12 protein-coding genes are annotated in these 17,451 nt (G+C 38.5%); 8 read left to right on the top strand and 4 right to left on the bottom strand.

Annotated features, from left to right (window positions below; translation table 11 throughout):
- Positions 1 to 3: 3 nt before the first annotated feature.
- A complete protein-coding gene (locus BMF77_RS09325; RefSeq protein ID WP_148762348.1) occupies positions 4 to 717 on the bottom strand; it encodes an ATP-dependent Zn protease in 714 nt (237 codons plus the stop codon).
- A 135-nt stretch (positions 718 to 852) separates the two neighbouring features.
- Between BMF77_RS09325 and BMF77_RS09320 the strand changes: the two genes are divergently transcribed.
- On the top strand, positions 853 to 1,431 hold the full coding sequence (locus tag BMF77_RS09320) for a Uma2 family endonuclease (protein WP_148762346.1): 579 nt from the start codon (positions 853 to 855) through the stop codon (positions 1,429 to 1,431).
- A gap of 74 nt (positions 1,432 to 1,505) precedes the next feature.
- Positions 1,506 to 3,152: a lipoxygenase family protein gene (locus tag BMF77_RS09315; protein WP_148762344.1), complete on the top strand. Its 1,647-nt coding sequence runs from the start codon at positions 1,506 to 1,508 to the stop codon at positions 3,150 to 3,152.
- An 894-nt stretch (positions 3,153 to 4,046) separates the two neighbouring features.
- Here BMF77_RS09315 and BMF77_RS09310 read toward each other — a convergent pair.
- Entirely contained in the window at positions 4,047 to 5,954 is a 1,908-nt protein-coding gene (locus BMF77_RS09310) for an ABC-F family ATP-binding cassette domain-containing protein (protein WP_015083573.1), read from the bottom strand.
- A 70-nt stretch (positions 5,955 to 6,024) separates the two neighbouring features.
- On the bottom strand, positions 6,025 to 6,441 hold the full coding sequence (locus tag BMF77_RS09305; protein ID WP_015083572.1) for a DUF1824 family protein: 417 nt from the start codon (positions 6,439 to 6,441) through the stop codon (positions 6,025 to 6,027).
- 399 nt (positions 6,442 to 6,840) lie between these two features.
- Here BMF77_RS09305 and BMF77_RS09300 point away from each other — a divergent pair, with 399 nt between their 5' ends.
- The 3 genes from BMF77_RS09300 (at position 6,841) to BMF77_RS09290 (ending at position 10,378) form a co-directional block, all read left to right on the top strand.
- Positions 6,841 to 8,649 (top strand): ABC transporter ATP-binding protein, encoded by a 1,809-nt coding sequence (locus BMF77_RS09300; RefSeq protein ID WP_210422324.1) that lies wholly within the window; start codon positions 6,841 to 6,843, stop codon positions 8,647 to 8,649.
- Positions 8,650 to 8,676: 27 nt separating this feature from the next.
- The gene (locus tag BMF77_RS09295; RefSeq protein WP_148762340.1) at positions 8,677 to 9,102 is read left to right on the top strand and encodes a hypothetical protein; all 426 of its coding nucleotides are present in this window, start codon (positions 8,677 to 8,679) and stop codon (positions 9,100 to 9,102) included.
- A 67-nt stretch (positions 9,103 to 9,169) separates the two neighbouring features.
- Positions 9,170 to 10,378 (top strand): bifunctional sterol desaturase/short chain dehydrogenase, encoded by a 1,209-nt coding sequence (locus BMF77_RS09290; RefSeq protein WP_148766880.1) that lies wholly within the window; start codon positions 9,170 to 9,172, stop codon positions 10,376 to 10,378.
- Between the two features lie 176 nt (positions 10,379 to 10,554).
- Here the strand turns inward: BMF77_RS09290 and ggt are convergent, their stop codons facing one another.
- Positions 10,555 to 12,282 carry a gamma-glutamyltransferase gene (gene ggt, locus BMF77_RS09285; RefSeq protein WP_148762338.1) on the bottom strand — a complete coding sequence of 576 codons (1,728 nt, stop codon included), beginning with the start codon at positions 12,280 to 12,282 and terminating at the stop codon, positions 10,555 to 10,557.
- Positions 12,283 to 12,635: 353 nt separating this feature from the next.
- Between ggt and BMF77_RS09280 the strand changes: the two genes are divergently transcribed.
- The 3 genes from BMF77_RS09280 (at position 12,636) to BMF77_RS09270 (ending at position 17,418) form a co-directional block, all read left to right on the top strand.
- Entirely contained in the window at positions 12,636 to 13,286 is a 651-nt protein-coding gene (locus BMF77_RS09280) for a VWA domain-containing protein (protein ID WP_148762336.1), read from the top strand.
- Positions 13,287 to 13,394: 108 nt separating this feature from the next.
- The gene (locus BMF77_RS09275; RefSeq protein ID WP_148766878.1) at positions 13,395 to 14,165 is read left to right on the top strand and encodes a PP2C family serine/threonine-protein phosphatase; all 771 of its coding nucleotides are present in this window, start codon (positions 13,395 to 13,397) and stop codon (positions 14,163 to 14,165) included.
- A gap of 160 nt (positions 14,166 to 14,325) precedes the next feature.
- The gene (locus BMF77_RS09270) at positions 14,326 to 17,418 is read left to right on the top strand and encodes a hypothetical protein (RefSeq protein ID WP_148762334.1); all 3,093 of its coding nucleotides are present in this window, start codon (positions 14,326 to 14,328) and stop codon (positions 17,416 to 17,418) included.
- Positions 17,419 to 17,451 lie beyond the last annotated feature (33 nt).

Raw genomic sequence — 17,451 nt, 5'->3', positions numbered from 1 at the left:
TTTCTAGTGATAACCGCTCATTTTCTCCCCGTCTGGAGTGCCTTTGTGTGAGGTAATTATTTCTAAACACTCGACAATCGAAGCTCTTTTTCTCATTGCTGTCACCAAAGCTTGATAACTATCCCAATTTTCCTGAATCAGATTTTTAGATTGAAGAAGATGAAACCGTTGTTTTTGCTGATAACCTGCTGCCGAAAACCCGATAACTTGCAAAAATTCATTTAACTTAATTTTATCATCATTGCCACCTTCAGCCGACTTAAAAACCAAAGTTTCCGCCGCAATTCCCGCCATCCAAATAGTACAATAACGGTCTAACATTTGAGCAGTAATTTGACCTGTTTCTATTTGCGCTGTTAACTCGCTATCTTCTAAAGTTATTCCCCCTTGTCCTGGTTGTCCTTTTTTCCAAGCTTCCCACGCGCTGAGAGTGTAGCTAGTCACCGGAATTCCTAACAGGTAAGCCACGAGAAAATGACCTGCTTCATGATGTAAAATGCGTTCTTTATATTCTGGAGAAAATCGCGCCATTAAATCTAATACTATCGTTCCTCCCTTTCCTTGAAAGCTGAAATTATCTAAAGTTGCAATTCCTAAAAATGTCACAGTAGCTAAAGCTGGTATCGTTGGGGAAAGATGTATTAATGGTCCTAATAGGCTGGAAAAAGTCATGAGAAAGACGAATATAGCAACGAGATTTATGGCAGTTTGGCTCATGGGAAGTTTTTTAAAGAGGTTGTTTAAATATCATAGAATATAGATCCCCGACTTCTTAAAGAAGTCGGGGATCTGAACATCTTGAATATTGCTATAATAAAATTGTACCATATTCCGTAAAACCATCTAAAAATCATGCAATCTCCATTAAATATTCTCACCGTTGAAGAATACCTAGACGCTGAAAAATCTAGCGATATTCGCCATGAATATGTGGCCGGACAAGTTTTTGCAATGGCGGGTGCAAGCGAAGAACATAACCTGATAGCTGGTAATATTTACGCTATACTACGTCCTCATCTTCGCGGGAGTTCCTGTCGTGCTTTCGTGTCAGATATGAAAGTAAAAGTTAAAATCAGAAATGCTAATATATTCTACTATCCTGATATTATTGTTACTTGTGATCCTGAAGATAAGGAAAGATACTTTAAAACTCGTCCTAATTTGATTATAGAAGTTTTATCTAATTCCACAGCAACAATAGACAAACGTGAAAAACGCATTAATTATCAAACCATAGATAGTTTAAAGGAATATGTTCTAATTTACCAAAATCAAATAAAAGTAGAAGTTTATCGTCAAGATAATCAAGGAAATTGGTCAACTGAAGTATTAGGAAAAGATGATAAATTGCGGTTAGAATCAGTAAATTTAACCTTGACAATGGCAGATATTTATGAAGATGTGTTAAAACAACTAAATGTCAAAAATTAAAAAATATTAAAAATATTTATAAAAACTGGATTTTCGACTAAATTTATTTATCCTTCGGAAGAAAAATAACCTTTATGCAGCCATTTCTACCTCAAAATGACCCGAACCCGGCACAACGCCAATCTTCTCTAGAGAAAGGACGCAAAGAGTATCAATTCATGTATGATTTTTTGCCGCCTATGGCAATGATCAAAAGCGTACCTCCCGCAGAGAATTTTTCTACTAAGTATATTGCTGAACGGACATTAGAGGCAGCAGAACTTCCTCTAAATATGATGGCTGTTAAAACTCATGCTATGTGGGATCCTTTAGATCAATTGCAAGATTATGAAGACTTTTTCCCAGTTTTGCAAAAACCTAATGTGATGAAAACCTATGAAACCGATGATTCCTTCGCGGAACAACGGCTTTGTGGGGTAAATCCGATGGTTTTACGTCAAATTAAGCAAATGCCAGCTAACTTTGCCTTTACCATTGAAGAATTACAGGATAAGTTTGGCAATTCTATTAATTTAATCGAAAGATTGGCCACAGGAAATCTATATGTCGCTGATTATAGATCCTTGGCGTTCGTTCAAGGTGGCACTTATGCCAAAGGAAAAAAGTACCTACCAGCACCTCTGGCCTTTTTCTGTTGGCGCAGTTCGGGCTTTCAAGATCGAGGCCAATTAGTCCCTGTAGCCATTCAAATCAATCCCAAAGCAGGTAAAGCCAGCCCCTTGCTAACTCCTTTTGATGACCCTTTAACCTGGTTTTATGCTAAGTCCTGTGTGCAAATTGCTGATGCTAATCATCATGAAATGAGCAGCCATTTATGCCGGACTCACCTGGTAATGGAACCCTTTGCTGTTGTCACCCCGCGTCAACTGGCTGAAAATCATCCTCTGAGAATATTACTCAGACCCCATTTCCGGTTTATGTTGGCTAATAATGATTTAGCTCGCAAACGTCTGGTTAGTAGGGGCGGTTTTGTGGATGAATTATTAGCAGGAACTCTGCAAGAATCATTGCAAATTGTGGTAGATGCCTATAAAAGTTGGAGTCTAGACCAGTTTGCTCTACCTAGGGAACTCAAAAATCGCGGTGTAGATGATGTGAAAAACTTGCCACATTATCCTTATCGGGATGATGGAATTTTGTTATGGAATGCGATTAATAAGTTTGTATTTAACTATTTGCAACTTTATTACAAGAGTCCAGCAGACTTGAAAGCAGACGGAGAACTACAAGCTTGGGCGCGGGAATTAGTGGCTCAGGATGGTGGTAGGGTTAAGGGTATGAGCGATCGCATTGATACCTTAGAACAATTAGTTGAGATTGTTACTACTATCATATATATTTGTGGTCCGCAGCATTCGGCGGTTAATTTCTCCCAATATGAATACATGGGTTTTATTCCTAATATGCCCCTAGCTGCTTATCAAGAAATTCAACAAAAGGGTGATATTAAAGACCGTCAAGCCCTCATAGATTTTCTACCACCAGCAAAGCCCACAAATACCCAATTATCAACTGTGTACATACTTTCAGACTATCGTTATGACAGACTGGGATATTATGAAGAGGAAGAATTTACAGATCCAAATGCTGACCAAGTTGTGAATAAATTTCAGCAAGAATTGAATGTGGTACAGAGAAAAATTGAATTGAATAATAAGGGACGTTTAGTAAATTACGAATATCTCCAACCCAGACTTATTCTCAACAGTATTAGTATTTAACTAATTGCAGAATAGACAAAACCCCTTTTTTAATAATATTAAAATGGGGTATTTTATTCCTAATCATTCACTATAAACAAATGATATGATAGTTTCTCGTTCCCATACTCTGTATGGGAATGAATTACGGAAGGCTCTGCCTTCATTGATACTAAGTCATGGAGGCAGAGCCTCTAAGTAGCATTCCCAGTCAGAGACTGGGAACGAGGAAACGATAAAAAAATCCTTTTTTACACAGCAACAGACTTTCTTGATAAATTAGCACTAATTTCATCGCTACTGGGTAATGAAACTAAAGGACAACCTAATGTTTCAAAATCAAGGGTTTCAATTCCACTGTTTGAATTTTGTCACTTTTTCTTATTAATTTAAATATAAATAGATACTTGAATTATTAAATAAGTCAGAGATATATATTAGCTCTTGTAAGCCTAAATTCTATGAAATGTGCAATTTATTTTACATAACTACCTAATCAGATGGTGGGTTACGCTGTCGCTAACCCACCCTACGTATATTTGAAGATTTCAACAAGATGATTAATTTAATTGCAACGTGAACTACTTACACTTCCCTTGCGGGTAAGTATAGGCTTCCTACCCAGTTAACAGCTTTTTGCTCTTCGAGAACAACAAGACTGATGTTAAGGCGATAGGCTGACCCCTCGTTCCAAAGGCAAAATCAAGGTTAATCAACAAAAATGATCATGTATCTAGCTTGGTTATCGCTATTCTCTCGCCTTGCCGAGATATTCAATTCATAACACAAATTTTGTGAATTGTCTCCATGTTTTCCTTCCTTGCTGTCGCGTTGGTCGGAAAACCGTCGTCAATTCACGCGCCATTCATCCCCCGCTGCCCTATCGGGTCAGACGTGGGGCTTCTGTCGGTTAAGCTAAGAATCCATTTCCGCTAATTCCAACCAGCGTTCTGTGGACAAATCAATATTTTTCTTCAGAGTTTCCACCTCTTCATATAGCTTTTGCACTTGGCTATAATTTCCAGCCACAGTTGTTAATTTCTTTTCTGCTGCTGTTTTTTCTGTTTCTAACTTGGCAATTTTCTGTTCTAATTCCTCAAATTCCCGTCTTTCCCAATTGGATAACCTCCGGGCTTTTTTAGTCTCTGCAACTGGAGATACAACCTTTGATTCTACAATTACAGTTTTTGACGGTTCTTGTTTTTCTGCTTCTTCAGCTTTTTTATAATCTAAATAGATGGAATAATTACCCGGATATTGACGTAAACCTCCACCTTCTTCTAAGGCAAAAATTCTGTCTACTGTCCGATCTAAAAAGTAACGATCATGAGAAACTACAATCACACAACCATTAAAATCTTCTAAATAGTCTTCTAATACTGCTAATGTCTGCACATCTAAATCATTAGTCGGTTCATCCAAAATCAACACATTGGGCGCACTAATGAGAATCCGTAATAAAAATAAACGGCGTTTTTCTCCACCAGAAAGTTTATTAATGGGTGCATATTGTTGATTTCCTGGAAACAAAAATCTCTCTAACATTTGGGAAGCAGTGATTTTTGTCCCGTCGGATATTTGGATAAATTCCCCTTCTTCCTTAATGTAATCAATCACTCGTTGATTATCATCTACAGCCGTCAACAATTCTTCTGAATGTTGGTTAAAATAACCAATATGAATTGTAGTCCCAATTTCCACACTACCGGAATCTGGTTTGATTCTGGCAGTCATAATATCCATTAAAGTAGATTTACCTGCACCATTACCGCCAATAATACCAATGCGATCTTCTGGACTAAATTCATAAGTAAAATTATGAATTAAAGTCCTGTTATTGTAGGCTTTACTAACATTTTTGAGTTCAATAACTTTTTTACCAATCCGTCGGCCAACGGTAGAAATATCAACCTTACCATTAATTTCTTTAAATTCAGTATCTCTCAATTCATGAGCGCGATCAATTCTGGCTTTTTGTTTGGTACTTCTAGCTTTTGGGCCTTTCTTTAACCATTCTAATTCGCGGCGTAAAAGACCTTGATGTTTCCGCTGAGTGCTAACAGCAGATTCTTCAGCTAAAGCTTTCTTTTCTAGATAATAGGAATAATTACCTGTGTAATTGTAAATATCACCTCGATCAATTTCGATAATTCTATTAGTAACTTTATCTAAAAAATAACGATCATGAGTAATTAATAAAAGTGCGCCGCGATAGCGATTTAAATAACTTTGTAACCATTCTACAGACAAAGCATCAAGATGGTTTGTTGGTTCATCCATTAACAATAAATCAGGTTCTGATATCAAGGCTGCTGCTAAAGCAATTCGTTTGCGATATCCCCCTGATAATGTGCCAACTTTCACATCAAAATCAACAATTCCTAACTTTGTTAAAATGATTTTGGCGTTAGTTTCTACTTCCCATGCACCAGTTGCATCCATGCGCTCCATCACAGTAGAAAGACGAGACATTAACTGACTATCATCGGGATAATGTGCCAATTTATCAGATAATTCTTCATATTCTTTGACGAGGTTCATTTGTTCACCACTATCAGCGAATACCTGTTCTAAAACAGTGTGATTTTCGTCCATATCGGGCTGTTGAGGCAAGTAAACAATTTTTGCCCCAGAATTCACTAAAATTTGCCCACTATCAATTGATTCTAGTCTAGCAATCATTTTTAATAAAGTTGATTTACCAGAACCATTAGTGCCGATTAAACCAACTTTATCATTAGTATCAAGGCTGAAATTAGCATCTTTTAAAAGTTCTTTAATTCCAAAATCTTTCTTAACTGATTGTAATGTAACAATGCTCATATTATGCGGTAATTAGTGATTAAGAATGAGGTGGGCATAGCCCACCCTAAAGATGATTGTAAACGAAATTCTAGACAAATAAATCGAGGGGTAAATGTCCATACATCTCGTTAACTCCTCCCTCTTGATAAGACTGGCAAGATACTAACACTCCCCGATGATGTCCAGCATAGGAATCGAGATAACACAAGCCATTTTTGCCATTTAACTTGATGTAAACTGGGCCTTCTGGATGTGGTAAATCAATTGGTGCTTGATAACCCAAAGCGCGAGAATAGGTTTTCATGGCTAAAATTCCCTCTGCGGCTGTATCAGCACAAATACCTAAGATTTGATAATCGGTAAGACTGGTGAGAAAAATTAATGCCTCACGAGTGGGAACTTTTTCGGACGGTTTAAGAATGGGGGCAATATCCAGACAGTTAAATTTGTTGAGTATTTTCTTGGCTTCTGGGAGTGAGAGTTGCTGATGATTGGGAGTAGACATAATATTGATTTGTCTAGTTTTTACGTCTGGTTCTGGTTGTGGGAGGGAGATTTGCTCAACATTACTGGCATTTTTGCACAAAATCAAGATTGATATGGCATATTCCCTAAGTTTTAGGAGGAATATTTGCTGTTTTGGTAGTCTTCACTGAAAATTAGCACATCTGGTTTATTGATACGGTTATTATACCCTGCTGTTTGCTGCGGGGAATAATTATTTTAGCGACAATATTTTCTAATATAATTCCCAAAAGTGAAGTTTGCCAAATTACAAGTTACCAATTTTTCAAAATTATCTCTTCTGTTCCTAAAGGAAGATAACTGTATCTATTGCTTCAATATTGATCACAAATCAACTCAATTATGTGGTAGTATTAACTGCAAGTAATTATCAATTAATATGGCTATGCCATTTAAATCTATCCGATTATCCAAAAGGCGTAAACATTCTGTTCGTCCCCTCCAGCGGCTATTTAAATATGGACATCAGTATACTAAACAAATTCGACTGGCCATTGGTGCTTCTATCCTCAATAAAGTTTTTGACTTAGCACCCCCTGTATTAATTGGGATTGCGGTGGATGTGGTAGTCAAGCAACAAGATTCTATCATCGCCCGATTAGGCGTAAAAGATATTTATGGGCAATTTCTGATTTTATCCTTGTTGACGATGATTACCTGGGTATTGGAGTCATTGTTTGAATATGCCTATAAATTACTATGGCGCAATTTGGGACAGAATATTCAGCATAATTTACGACTGGACGCATATAAACATTTACAAGAATTAGAATTAGCTTATTTTGAAGAACGCAGCACCGGTGGTTTAATGTCTATTCTCAGTGATGATGTTAACCAATTAGAGCGGTTTTTGGATGTGGGCGCAAATGATATTATCCAAGTCACTACTACTATTATTATTGTTGGGGCTGCGTTTTTTATTTTAGCTCCTAGTGTAGCTGGGATGGCAATTTTGCCCATGCCATTTATTCTCTTTGGTTCGATAATTTGCCAGAAATTTCTTGCGCCTCGTTATGCAGAAGTTCGGGAAAAAGTCGGTTTATTAAATGGGAGATTATCTAATAATTTGAGTGGAATTACCACTATTAAAAGTTTTACAGCAGAAGCTTATGAAGCGGCGCGGGTAGAATCTGAAAGTAATGCTTATCGTCAAAGTAATGCTAAGGCAATTGCTTTATCTGCGGGGTATATTCCGATTATTCGGATGTTCATTTTAATCGCCTTTACAATATTACTATTATTTGGCGGTATGGCAGCGGTAGAAGGTAGATTGGCTGTAGGTGCTTATAGTTCTTTGGTGTTTTTAGTTCAGCTTTTGCTGTGGCCATTAACCAGATTAGGTGATACTTTTGATTTATATCAAAGGGCTATGGCTTCTACTAATCGAGTGATGGATTTGTTAGATACTCCCATTGCAATTCATCCGGGAAATATTGATTTACCTGTAGATATGATTCGGGGGGCTTTGGAATTTCAAAATGTGAGTTTTGCTTATCAAAATAGAAATCCAATTATTCACAATTTATCTTTGGAAATTCCCGCAGGAAATACAATTGCAATTGTGGGTTCGACAGGTTCAGGAAAAAGCACTTTGGTTAAACTATTACTGCGATTTTATGAGGTGCAAAGTGGTAAAATTACTCTGGATGGAATTGATTTACAACAATTAAATTTGCGGGATTTACGCCGCTCTATTGGTTTGGTGAGTCAGGATGTGTTTTTATTTCATGGTACAGTGGGAGAAAATATTGCCTATGGGACTTTTACCGCTACCGATGAAGATATTATCATGGCGGCGAAAATAGCCGAGGCTCATGATTTTATTATGAGTTTGCCCCAAGGTTATGAGACAATAGTTGGGGAACGGGGGCAAAAGTTATCTGGAGGACAAAGACAACGGATTGCAATTGCTCGCGCAGTATTAAAAGATCCACCAATTTTGATCTTAGATGAAGCTACCTCAGCGGTAGACAATGAAACAGAAGCCGCAATTCAGCGTTCTTTAGACCGGATTACCGTTAATCGGACTACCATTGCTATTGCTCACCGTCTTTCCACAATTCGCAATGCTGATTGCATTTATGTCATGGAACATGGCAAATTAGTCGAAGCCGGAACTCATGAACAACTATTAGAGAAAAATGGCATTTACACCAGTTTATGGCGTGTGCAATCTGGGTTAAAATAGCAAAAATAAAATTACCAATTAATGATCATGTTTAGTATTCCCCAACCCGAAACAGCAGAGAACAAATGGCGCGGACAATTAGATAGATTTGTCAAAAACAATCAGCCAGAACTAGCCGCACTTTTTTGGGGATTGTGGTTAGAAAATGGTAATCGTCAGGGAACTATTGGGATTGATTTACAACCAACTCCCCATTTTGTCTATTGTCCCCAAACCGAAATAGAAAAACTCAATGAGCGAGTTGAAAATCGTCTCCAAGAGATCTTAGGAATTATTGATAATAACAAACCCGAAACAGAAGTAGTGATGATTGGAATTGGGAAAGGGGAAATTAAGTTAATTCAATTTGCACCCAAATCATCACCAGAAACCTGTTTTCAAGAAGTGGGAAAAAATGTAGATGAATTATTAGATTTACTAGAACAGCGATTAATTGAGCAAATCAGGGATTGATATAACTTTAGACAAAGATGGTAATAACTTGGTTTAATTAAGAAAAAGTGGTATCACCAGAAAGATGATGATTTTGGCTCAAAGCTTAACTATTGATTCAGTGTTAGTAAACAACTGTATCCAGTTCACAACCTGGGGATTTTCCTCCCTCCTACTCGCAGAAATTGTCAGAGATGCTTATCATGCTTTGTGTCATCAGATAACATGGTTAGCAAAATGGCACAATAAACATCATGCTGTGTACCGTCGAGATTTAACTTTAACTTCCCAAAAAGCCTACGTAGATTCCCAGTTGTATCACGATATTGTCGAATCGGGCATATTAGTAACAATATTAACAATAATTGCCTTACTAGCACATCAATGGGGATTATGGTTAGGAGTCGCTTATGCTGTTACTTTTTTATACGGTGCATCTCTGCGATATTTCCAAGGAACAATAGACACAGACTACAATCATTTACCCGGAGCATTAGACACAATTCCCTCCGTTTTCTGGGTAAATAGAACCTATCATTGGCGACATCATTTTGATGATGTTAACGCTTACTATAGTGGTGTTTTTCCCCTAGTGGATAAAATACTAGGAACAGGACTTTCTCTCAAAGGTAAAACCGTAGCATTAACAGGTGCTTCCGGTGCATTAGGACAAGCATTAGCAGCAGAACTATTAAAGCATAATGCCAAAGTTGTGGCCTTAACAACGAATCCTGAAAAAATCGCAATTCAAGAGCGGGTCAAAATTGTAAAATGGGAATTAGGTAATGAAACTCAACTAAAAGAAAGTTTAAATAAAGTTGATATTCTCATTATCAATCATGGCATAAATGTTTATGGAGATCGTACTTCAGCCGCCATTCAAAATTCCTATCAAGTTAACACATTTTCCGCTTTGGAACTGATAGATGTTTTTTCTGCAACTGTCACAGGACCCCAAGACAAAGCCACCAAAGAAATTTGGGTAAATACTTCAGAAGCGGAAGTTTCCCCAGCCTTAAGTCCCTTGTATGAACTGAGCAAAAGAGCATTAGGGGATATTGTCACCCTCAAAAGATTAGATCAAACTTGTGTCATTCGCAAATTAATTTTAGGACCATTCAAAAGTCAACTAAACCCCTATGGTGTGATGTCAGCAAATCAAGTTGCAAAGGGAATTTTATTTTTTGCAAAACGGGATTTCAGAAATATTATTGTCACAGTAAATCCTTTGACTTATTTACTATTTCCCCTCAAAGAATTTAGTACCTGGTTGTACTATCGGATTTTTAGTAAATAAGTCAGAAATGGCTAACGCCACGCTTCGCTATCAGGATTTCCAGGATTTAAGGATGTCCAGGATTTTATTGACTTTTTACCTGATGAAGATAAATGTAATATTTCGTCATTTCCAATAGTCGGTTTTAACCGACTTTAGCTTTTAGACAGGGAATTTATTCCCTGGCTTCTTCTTCCTTAATACCCTCTAGGAGAACCATCACCACGAGGATCTGCTGCTCCTTCCAGAGTACCATCTTCTTTAACTGTTATGGCATTTCCATTACCCCAAGGTATAGTTTCCTTAATTGTGTGTCCCCGACGGCGTAAATCTGCCAAAGTTAAAGCATCTAAACCCCATGCTTCTACTCGCAATTCATCAGGTAGCCACTGGTGATGTATCCGTGGGGTAGAAACCGCTGCACCCACATCCATTTTATATTCTAAAACATTCACAATAATTTGCAATACTTGAGTAATAATCGTACTACCACCAGGCGCACCAACAGCAATCAGCAAGCGATTATTTTTAGTAACAATCGTGGGTGTCATACTAGAAAGAGGCGTTTTTCTGGGAGCAACACTGTTAGCTTCATTCCCCACTAATCCAAAAGCATTTGGTACTCCTGGTGCAGCAGAAAAATCATCCATTTCATTATTTAAAGCTATTCCTGTTCCCGGTGTGACAATCCCCGCACCAAAGCCGAGATTAATTGTAAAAGTTAAACTAACAGCGTTTCTGTCTGCGTCAACTACATTTAAATGACTCGTTTCTGTTGATTCATGAAATTTTGAAGTTTTGAGTCCAGGTTTTATTTCTGTTGATGGTGTCGCCATATTCATGTTAATTTCTTGGCGGCGTTTTTGAGCATAAGCTGGACTAATTAATTCAGAAACAGGGACTTTTACAAAATCAGGATCACCTAAATATTTTGCGCGATCGCTATAAGCAATTTTCATTGCTGCTATCATTAAATGTATAGCGTCGGGATGATGCCATCCTAATGATTGTAAATCTGTATCACCGATAATATTTAAAATCTCCAATAAATGAACCCCTCCTGATGATGGTGGTGGCATAGAACAGATTTTAGCCTTGCGAAAGTTTCCACATACAGGAGTTCGCCAAATTGGTTTGTAAGCTTTTAAATCTTCGAGAGTAATTAAACCGCCATTTTTTGCCATATCTGCGGCGAGGATTTCGGCAGTTTTCCCAGTGTAAAAACTTTGGGGATTCTCAGCAATCGCTTCTAAAGTTTTACCTAAATCTCGCTGTATGAGCTTTTCTCCTGGTTGATAATATTCACCATTGCGAGTAAATATTTCCTTAGCGGCTGGGTTATTTAGTATGGCTTGTTTACGGATTTCGTAAGCTGGAAAAGAACGCCAGGAAACTCTATTACTAATCATAAAACCATTTTTAGCAAGTGCAATTCCTGGTTTAACAACTTCTTGCCAAGGTAACTTACCATAACGACGATGGACTTCATACATTCCCGCTACAGTTCCGGGAGTTGCTACTGCTAAATAACCAGTAATACTCGCACCAGGGCGCACTTTTCCATTAGCATCTAAATACATATTTTTAGTAGCTTTTATCGGTGCGCGTTCTCGAAAATCTAAAGCTTTAATTTCCCCTGTTTTTGCAGAATGTAATAGTAAGAAACCACCGCCACCAATCCCAGCAGAAAAAGGTTCAACAACCGAAATAGCGAAGGTTGTAGCTACTGCTGCATCTACCGCATTTCCGCCTTTTTTTAACATTAAAAGTCCGGCTTCACTGGCTAAGGGATTGGCGGAAACAACCATCCCTTTTTTAGTGTGGAGGGGTACGGTGACAGTAGCTGATACAGCTTGGCAAGTGAGGACAGCACCAAGGGAGATAAAAGAGAAAATGAGACGTTGGGTTTTAGTGATTATGGGCATTTTTAATTGTATTTTCAGTTAAAATAATCATAAAATACCCAATTCATCATACCACAGGATGCCGGGCTATATCTAGTATGTTATGGTAAATTGCGTTCTATATTTATCTCCTTTCTCTCCACCTCTGCGTCCTCTGTGCCTCTGTGGTTCGTATCAAATAAGATGACTGATGATTTGTGAAAATGCTATTAGCAACGTTATCCATGATATTGGGAAAGAATAAATATGAAACTAAATATTTAGACATTATGGGTATTGATTCCGTACAAACATCCATGTTAAGCTATGTAGTAACAAGTAACATCTAGTTTATACATTTTGCATCTCACCTTGATTAATCAGGAGTATCAAAAATGCCAGTAGGTTTGCCTGAATTCGTGGAAAACCCGGAAAATCGTTGTCCGGTAATTCTCTTGCTTGATACTTCTGGCTCAATGTCAGGACAACCTATCCAGGAGTTAAATAGAGGTTTGGCGGCTTTCAAGGAAGATGTGATGAAAGATGCTCAAGCTTCTTTAAGTGTAGAAGTTGCTATTGTCACCTTTGGACCAGTGAAACTGACGCAAGATTTTGTCACTATAGACCATTTTACACCGCCTAAGCTAGAAACAGATGGTGTGACACCAATGGGTGAAGCCATAGAATACGCTTTGGATTTATTGGAAACCCGCAAACAGTCTTATAAGGATAACGGTGTTCTCTATTATCGTCCTTGGGTATTTTTAATTACCGATGGTGCGCCTACAGATGCTTGGGAAGGTGCAGCGCAAAGGGTGAGAGAAGAAGAAGCACAGCGCCGAATGTTGTTTTTTACTGTTGGTGTTGAGGGTGCAGATATGAACAAACTTAAACAAATTGCACCTCGTCCTCCAGTGATGCTGAATGGCTTAGATTTTCGCTCTTTATTTGTTTGGCTTTCCACTTCCATGAAACGGGTTTCTAGTGGCAAAGTAGGGGAAGCTGTGGCATTACCGCCGGTGGGATGGGGTCAAATTACAACATAATCTGAATAGAAACCAGATCCCCGACTTCTAATATTAAGTTGATAATTTATTGACATGATTAAACAAGAAGTCGGGGATATTAAATTAGATTTTGAGGATTTATTTATCGTGGTTTGGAAAGCAATAGCGCGTTCTGCTGTGGGAACAAGTCATCAAGAGCAAAAAATACCTTGTCAAGACTGCGGAAATTATCGCATTTTTAATGATGTGATTGTGGGTGCAGTTGCTGATGGTGCTGGAAGTGCTAAATATTCTCATTTTGGTTCTGAATTGGCGGTAGAAACTGTAATTAAATGCTTTGCTGATATTAATGAACTTCCTGATAAACAAGGTTTTTCTCAACCACTTTCGGAAATGGAAGCTAAGGAAGTTTTTACTAAGTTTGTCAAGGATGTTATTACTGTGTTAAAGAAAAAAGCAGATAATAATGATTATTCTGTTCATGATTTAGCTTGTACTCTGTTAGTTTTTATAGCGACTTCTGAATGGGTTGCAGCTATGCAAATTGGGGATGGATTTATGGTGGTGCGTTCCCAAGATGCAGAATATAAATTATTGTTTGAACCAGATAAGGGGGAATTTTTCAACGAAACAACTTTTGTGACTTCAGCTAATGCGCTGGAGGAAATGCAGGTACAGGTAATTTCAGGAAAGCAAGAGTTTATTTGTGCTTCTACTGATGGATTAGAAAAAGTGGCAATTCGCTTGAGTGATTGGAAACCTCATGCGCCATTTTTTAAGCCTTTGGAGGAATATTTGCGAGAAACAGATAAACCAGGAGGAAATGATGATACTTATATTGTTGATTTTCTCAATTCTGATCGGTTAAATTCTCGCACTGATGATGATAAAACTTTGCTTTTGTGTTGTTTTGAATAGGATACAATTGCTAAAAAACTGTAGGTTGGGTTGAAGAATGAAACCCAACATTTTCAATATTTATGAGATTTTGTATTTTGTTGGGTTTCGCAAAGCCTCAACCCAACCTACGGATTTTAGGATTTTAGAAATATATTTCAACCCATCTAATTAAAATTATATGACAGTTCTTACCTGTGCCAGTACGGGAAAATCAATTACTCTATTGGGTGAAGAGATTGCTAATAGTGGTGAAGCGAAAGTTTGGCGAACTAATCAAAATGGTTATTTAGCGAAAATTTACCATTCTCCAACACCTGAACGGGTGCAGAAGTTAGCGGTAATGATAGCACATCCACCCACAGAACCAAATTCCCATCTTCATCATGTTTCTTTTGCTTGGCCTAAGTCGGCGTTGAAAAATGCTCAGGGTGATTGTGTGGGCTTTTTGATGCCAGAAATTAAGGATGGAAAAGAACTTCTTGATGTTTATAATCCCCGTCGTCGTAAAGCTTTGAAACTTGAGATTGATTGGCGGTTTCTGCACACAACGGCGCTGAATATTGTCTCAATTATTGAAGCACTGCACGCTGCTGGTTATGTTTTGGGAGATATTAAACCACAAAATATTTTAGTTAATAATCGGGCTTTACCTTCTATTATTGATACAGATTCTTTTCAGGTGATAAATCCGAAAAATGGTAAGGTTTATAATTGTTTAGTTGGCTCTGAAGGATATACTCCACCGGAACTGATTGGCAAAGATTTTGATAGTATTGAGCAAACAGAAATACATGATAGATTCCGGTTAGGAGTAATTATCTATCAATTATTATTTGGTGGTAATAATCCTTTTCAGGGAAAGTGGACTGGTGCGGGGGAAATTCCAGACATAAATGAACTTATCTGTCAAGGTTTATGGGTTAATGGGTCAACTAATTTAATTGCAGCAGTAGCAAGAACAATTCCTCTGGAGATTGTTCATCCAGAGATTCAGCAATGTTTTCTGAGATGCTTTAATGATGGGCATAAAAATCCTAATTTCCGCCCTACGGCTAGGAAGTGGTTGGAGGCGTTAAAGGTAGGGAATGATAGGCTAACTATTTGCGGCAGGGTAGATAGTCATTACTATAGTAGAACTTATGGTAAATGCTATTGGTGCGATCGCTTTGCAAATCTTGGTGTTGATATTTTTCCTGGTGTTGTTAAAGCAAAACCATCTGTTGTGGTGGAATCAACATCACAAGCGCAAGTTATTAACAATGACATGAGAGGAAAGCTCCTGCAAACCCTCACTGGTCATTCTGACTGGGTTTATTCAGTAGTATACAGCCCCGATGGTCAAACCCTGGCTAGTGGGAGTGGTGACAATATCAAACTATGGAATATCATCACAGGAAAGCTAATTCAGACGCTCTCAGTGAATTCTAACTTCGTTCATTCACTTGCGTATAGCCCCGATGGTCAAACCCTGGCTAGTAATAGTCTTGACGAGACTATTAAACTGTGGGATGTAACTACAGGAAAGCTACTGCAAACCCTCACTGGTCATTCCCATTTCGTTCATTCACTTGCATACAGCCGCGATGGTCAAACCCTGGCTAGTGGGGGTTTTGACGGGACTATTAAACTGTGGAATGTCTTAACGGGAAGGCTACTGAAAACCCTGACTGGTCATACTCACTTGGTTGCATCATTAGCATACAGCCTCGATGGTCAAACTCTGGCTAGTGGGAGTTTAGACCAGACTATCATATGGAATGTGAAAACGGGAAAGCTACTGCAAACCCTCACTGGTCATACTCACTTGGTTCAATCAGTAGCATACAGCCCCGATAGTCAAACCCTAGTTAGTGGAAGCAATGACAAGACTATAAAACTGTGGAATGTGACTACAGGAAAGCTACTGCAAACACTCACTGGTCATTCCGACTCGGTTTTGTCCATAACATACAGCCTCGATGGTCAAACTCTAGCTAGTGGGAGTAATGACCGGACTATCAAACTTTGGAATGCGACTACAGGAAAGCTACTGCAAACTTTCACTGGTCATTATGACTCGGTTACGTCAGTAGCATACAGCCCCGATGGTCAAACTCTGGCTAGTGGGAGTAGTGACAAGACTATCAAGATTTGGCAGATTCCAGCATTTATTAGTAAAGCGCCAGTTCAGCCAACTCAATCTCAGGTTTCACAACCAGTAGTTTCTAAACCTCAGAGTCAACCTGTCACAATTCCAGCACCTCAAACAACGATTCCTGTCAAAAATACGAAACTGATAAAACTATTAATAGCTGCGATATTAGGACTTATAGGAACTCAAATCTATGGCTATGCACGTTATGGCGTGTTTCCAGTCAATCCCATATCTGTAATTGCAAGTTTACCTAGTGGTATTCTTTTAGAAAGAACCCTCACTGGTCATTCCTACTTCGTTTATTCAGTAGCATACAGCCCCCATGGTCAAACTCTGGCTAGTGGGAGTTTGGACAACACTATCAAATTGTGGAATGTAAAAACGGGAAACCTACTGCAAACCCTCACTGGTGATTCTGCCTTTATTAATTCAGTAGCATACAGCCCCGATGGTCAAACTCTGGCTAGTGGGGGTGGTGACAATATCAAACTATGGAATGTAAAAACGGGAAACTTATTGCAAACCCTCACTGGTCATACTCACTTCGTTTATTCAGTAGCATACAGCCCTAATAGTCAAACCCTGGCTAGTGGGAGTAGGGATAACACTATCAAACTGTGGGATGTGAAAACGGGAAAGCTACTGCAAACCCTAACTGGTCATTCTGAGTCGGTTCAATCAGTAGCATACAGCCCCGATAGTCAAACCCTAGTTAGTGGAAGTCATGACAAGACTATAAAACTGTGGAATGTAAAAACGGGAAAGCTACTGCAAACCCTCACTGGTCATTCTGACTGGGTTTATTCAGTAGCATACAGCTCCCATGGTCAAACCTTGGCTAGTGGGAGTGGTGACAACACTATCAAACTGTGGAATGTAAAAACGGGAAACCTACTGCAAACTTTCACTGCTCATTCTTACTTGGTTAATTCAGTAGCATACAGCCCCAACGGTCAAACCCTGGCTAGTGGGAGTAGTGATGACACTATCAAACTGTGGAATGTGAAAACGGGAAAGCTACTGCAAACCTTCACTGCTCATTCTAGCTCGGTTCTTTCAGTAGCATACAGCCCCGACGGTCAAACCCTGGCTAGTGGGAGTAGTGACAACACTATCAAGATTTGGCGGTTAAAGTAGTCATTGATAGGATTTTATTAGCAATGGTTCATT

The sequence above is a fragment of the Dolichospermum sp. UHCC 0315A genome, from assembly GCF_008121535.1.
Taxonomy (GTDB): domain Bacteria; phylum Cyanobacteriota; class Cyanobacteriia; order Cyanobacteriales; family Nostocaceae; genus Dolichospermum; species Dolichospermum lemmermannii.
This window is presented reverse-complemented; position numbering and strand designations above follow the sequence as displayed.

What these genes read in the sequence shown, in the direction of transcription:
- BMF77_RS09325 (WP_148762348.1), bottom strand. Translation starts at nt 717, where the DNA reads ATGAGCCAAACTGCCATAAATCTCGTTGCTATATTCGTCTTTCTCATG.
- BMF77_RS09320 (WP_148762346.1), top strand. Translation starts at nt 853, where the DNA reads ATGCAATCTCCATTAAATATTCTCACCGTTGAAGAATACCTAGACGCT.
- BMF77_RS09315 (WP_148762344.1), top strand. Translation starts at nt 1,506, where the DNA reads ATGCAGCCATTTCTACCTCAAAATGACCCGAACCCGGCACAACGCCAA.
- BMF77_RS09310 (WP_015083573.1), bottom strand. Translation starts at nt 5,954, where the DNA reads ATGAGCATTGTTACATTACAATCAGTTAAGAAAGATTTTGGAATTAAA.
- BMF77_RS09305 (WP_015083572.1), bottom strand. Translation starts at nt 6,441, where the DNA reads ATGTCTACTCCCAATCATCAGCAACTCTCACTCCCAGAAGCCAAGAAA.
- BMF77_RS09300 (WP_210422324.1), top strand. Translation starts at nt 6,841, where the DNA reads ATGGCTATGCCATTTAAATCTATCCGATTATCCAAAAGGCGTAAACAT.
- BMF77_RS09295 (WP_148762340.1), top strand. Translation starts at nt 8,677, where the DNA reads ATGTTTAGTATTCCCCAACCCGAAACAGCAGAGAACAAATGGCGCGGA.
- BMF77_RS09290 (WP_148766880.1), top strand. Translation starts at nt 9,170, where the DNA reads ATGATTTTGGCTCAAAGCTTAACTATTGATTCAGTGTTAGTAAACAAC.
- ggt (WP_148762338.1), bottom strand. Translation starts at nt 12,282, where the DNA reads ATGCCCATAATCACTAAAACCCAACGTCTCATTTTCTCTTTTATCTCC.
- BMF77_RS09280 (WP_148762336.1), top strand. Translation starts at nt 12,636, where the DNA reads ATGCCAGTAGGTTTGCCTGAATTCGTGGAAAACCCGGAAAATCGTTGT.
- BMF77_RS09270 (WP_148762334.1), top strand. Translation starts at nt 14,326, where the DNA reads ATGACAGTTCTTACCTGTGCCAGTACGGGAAAATCAATTACTCTATTG.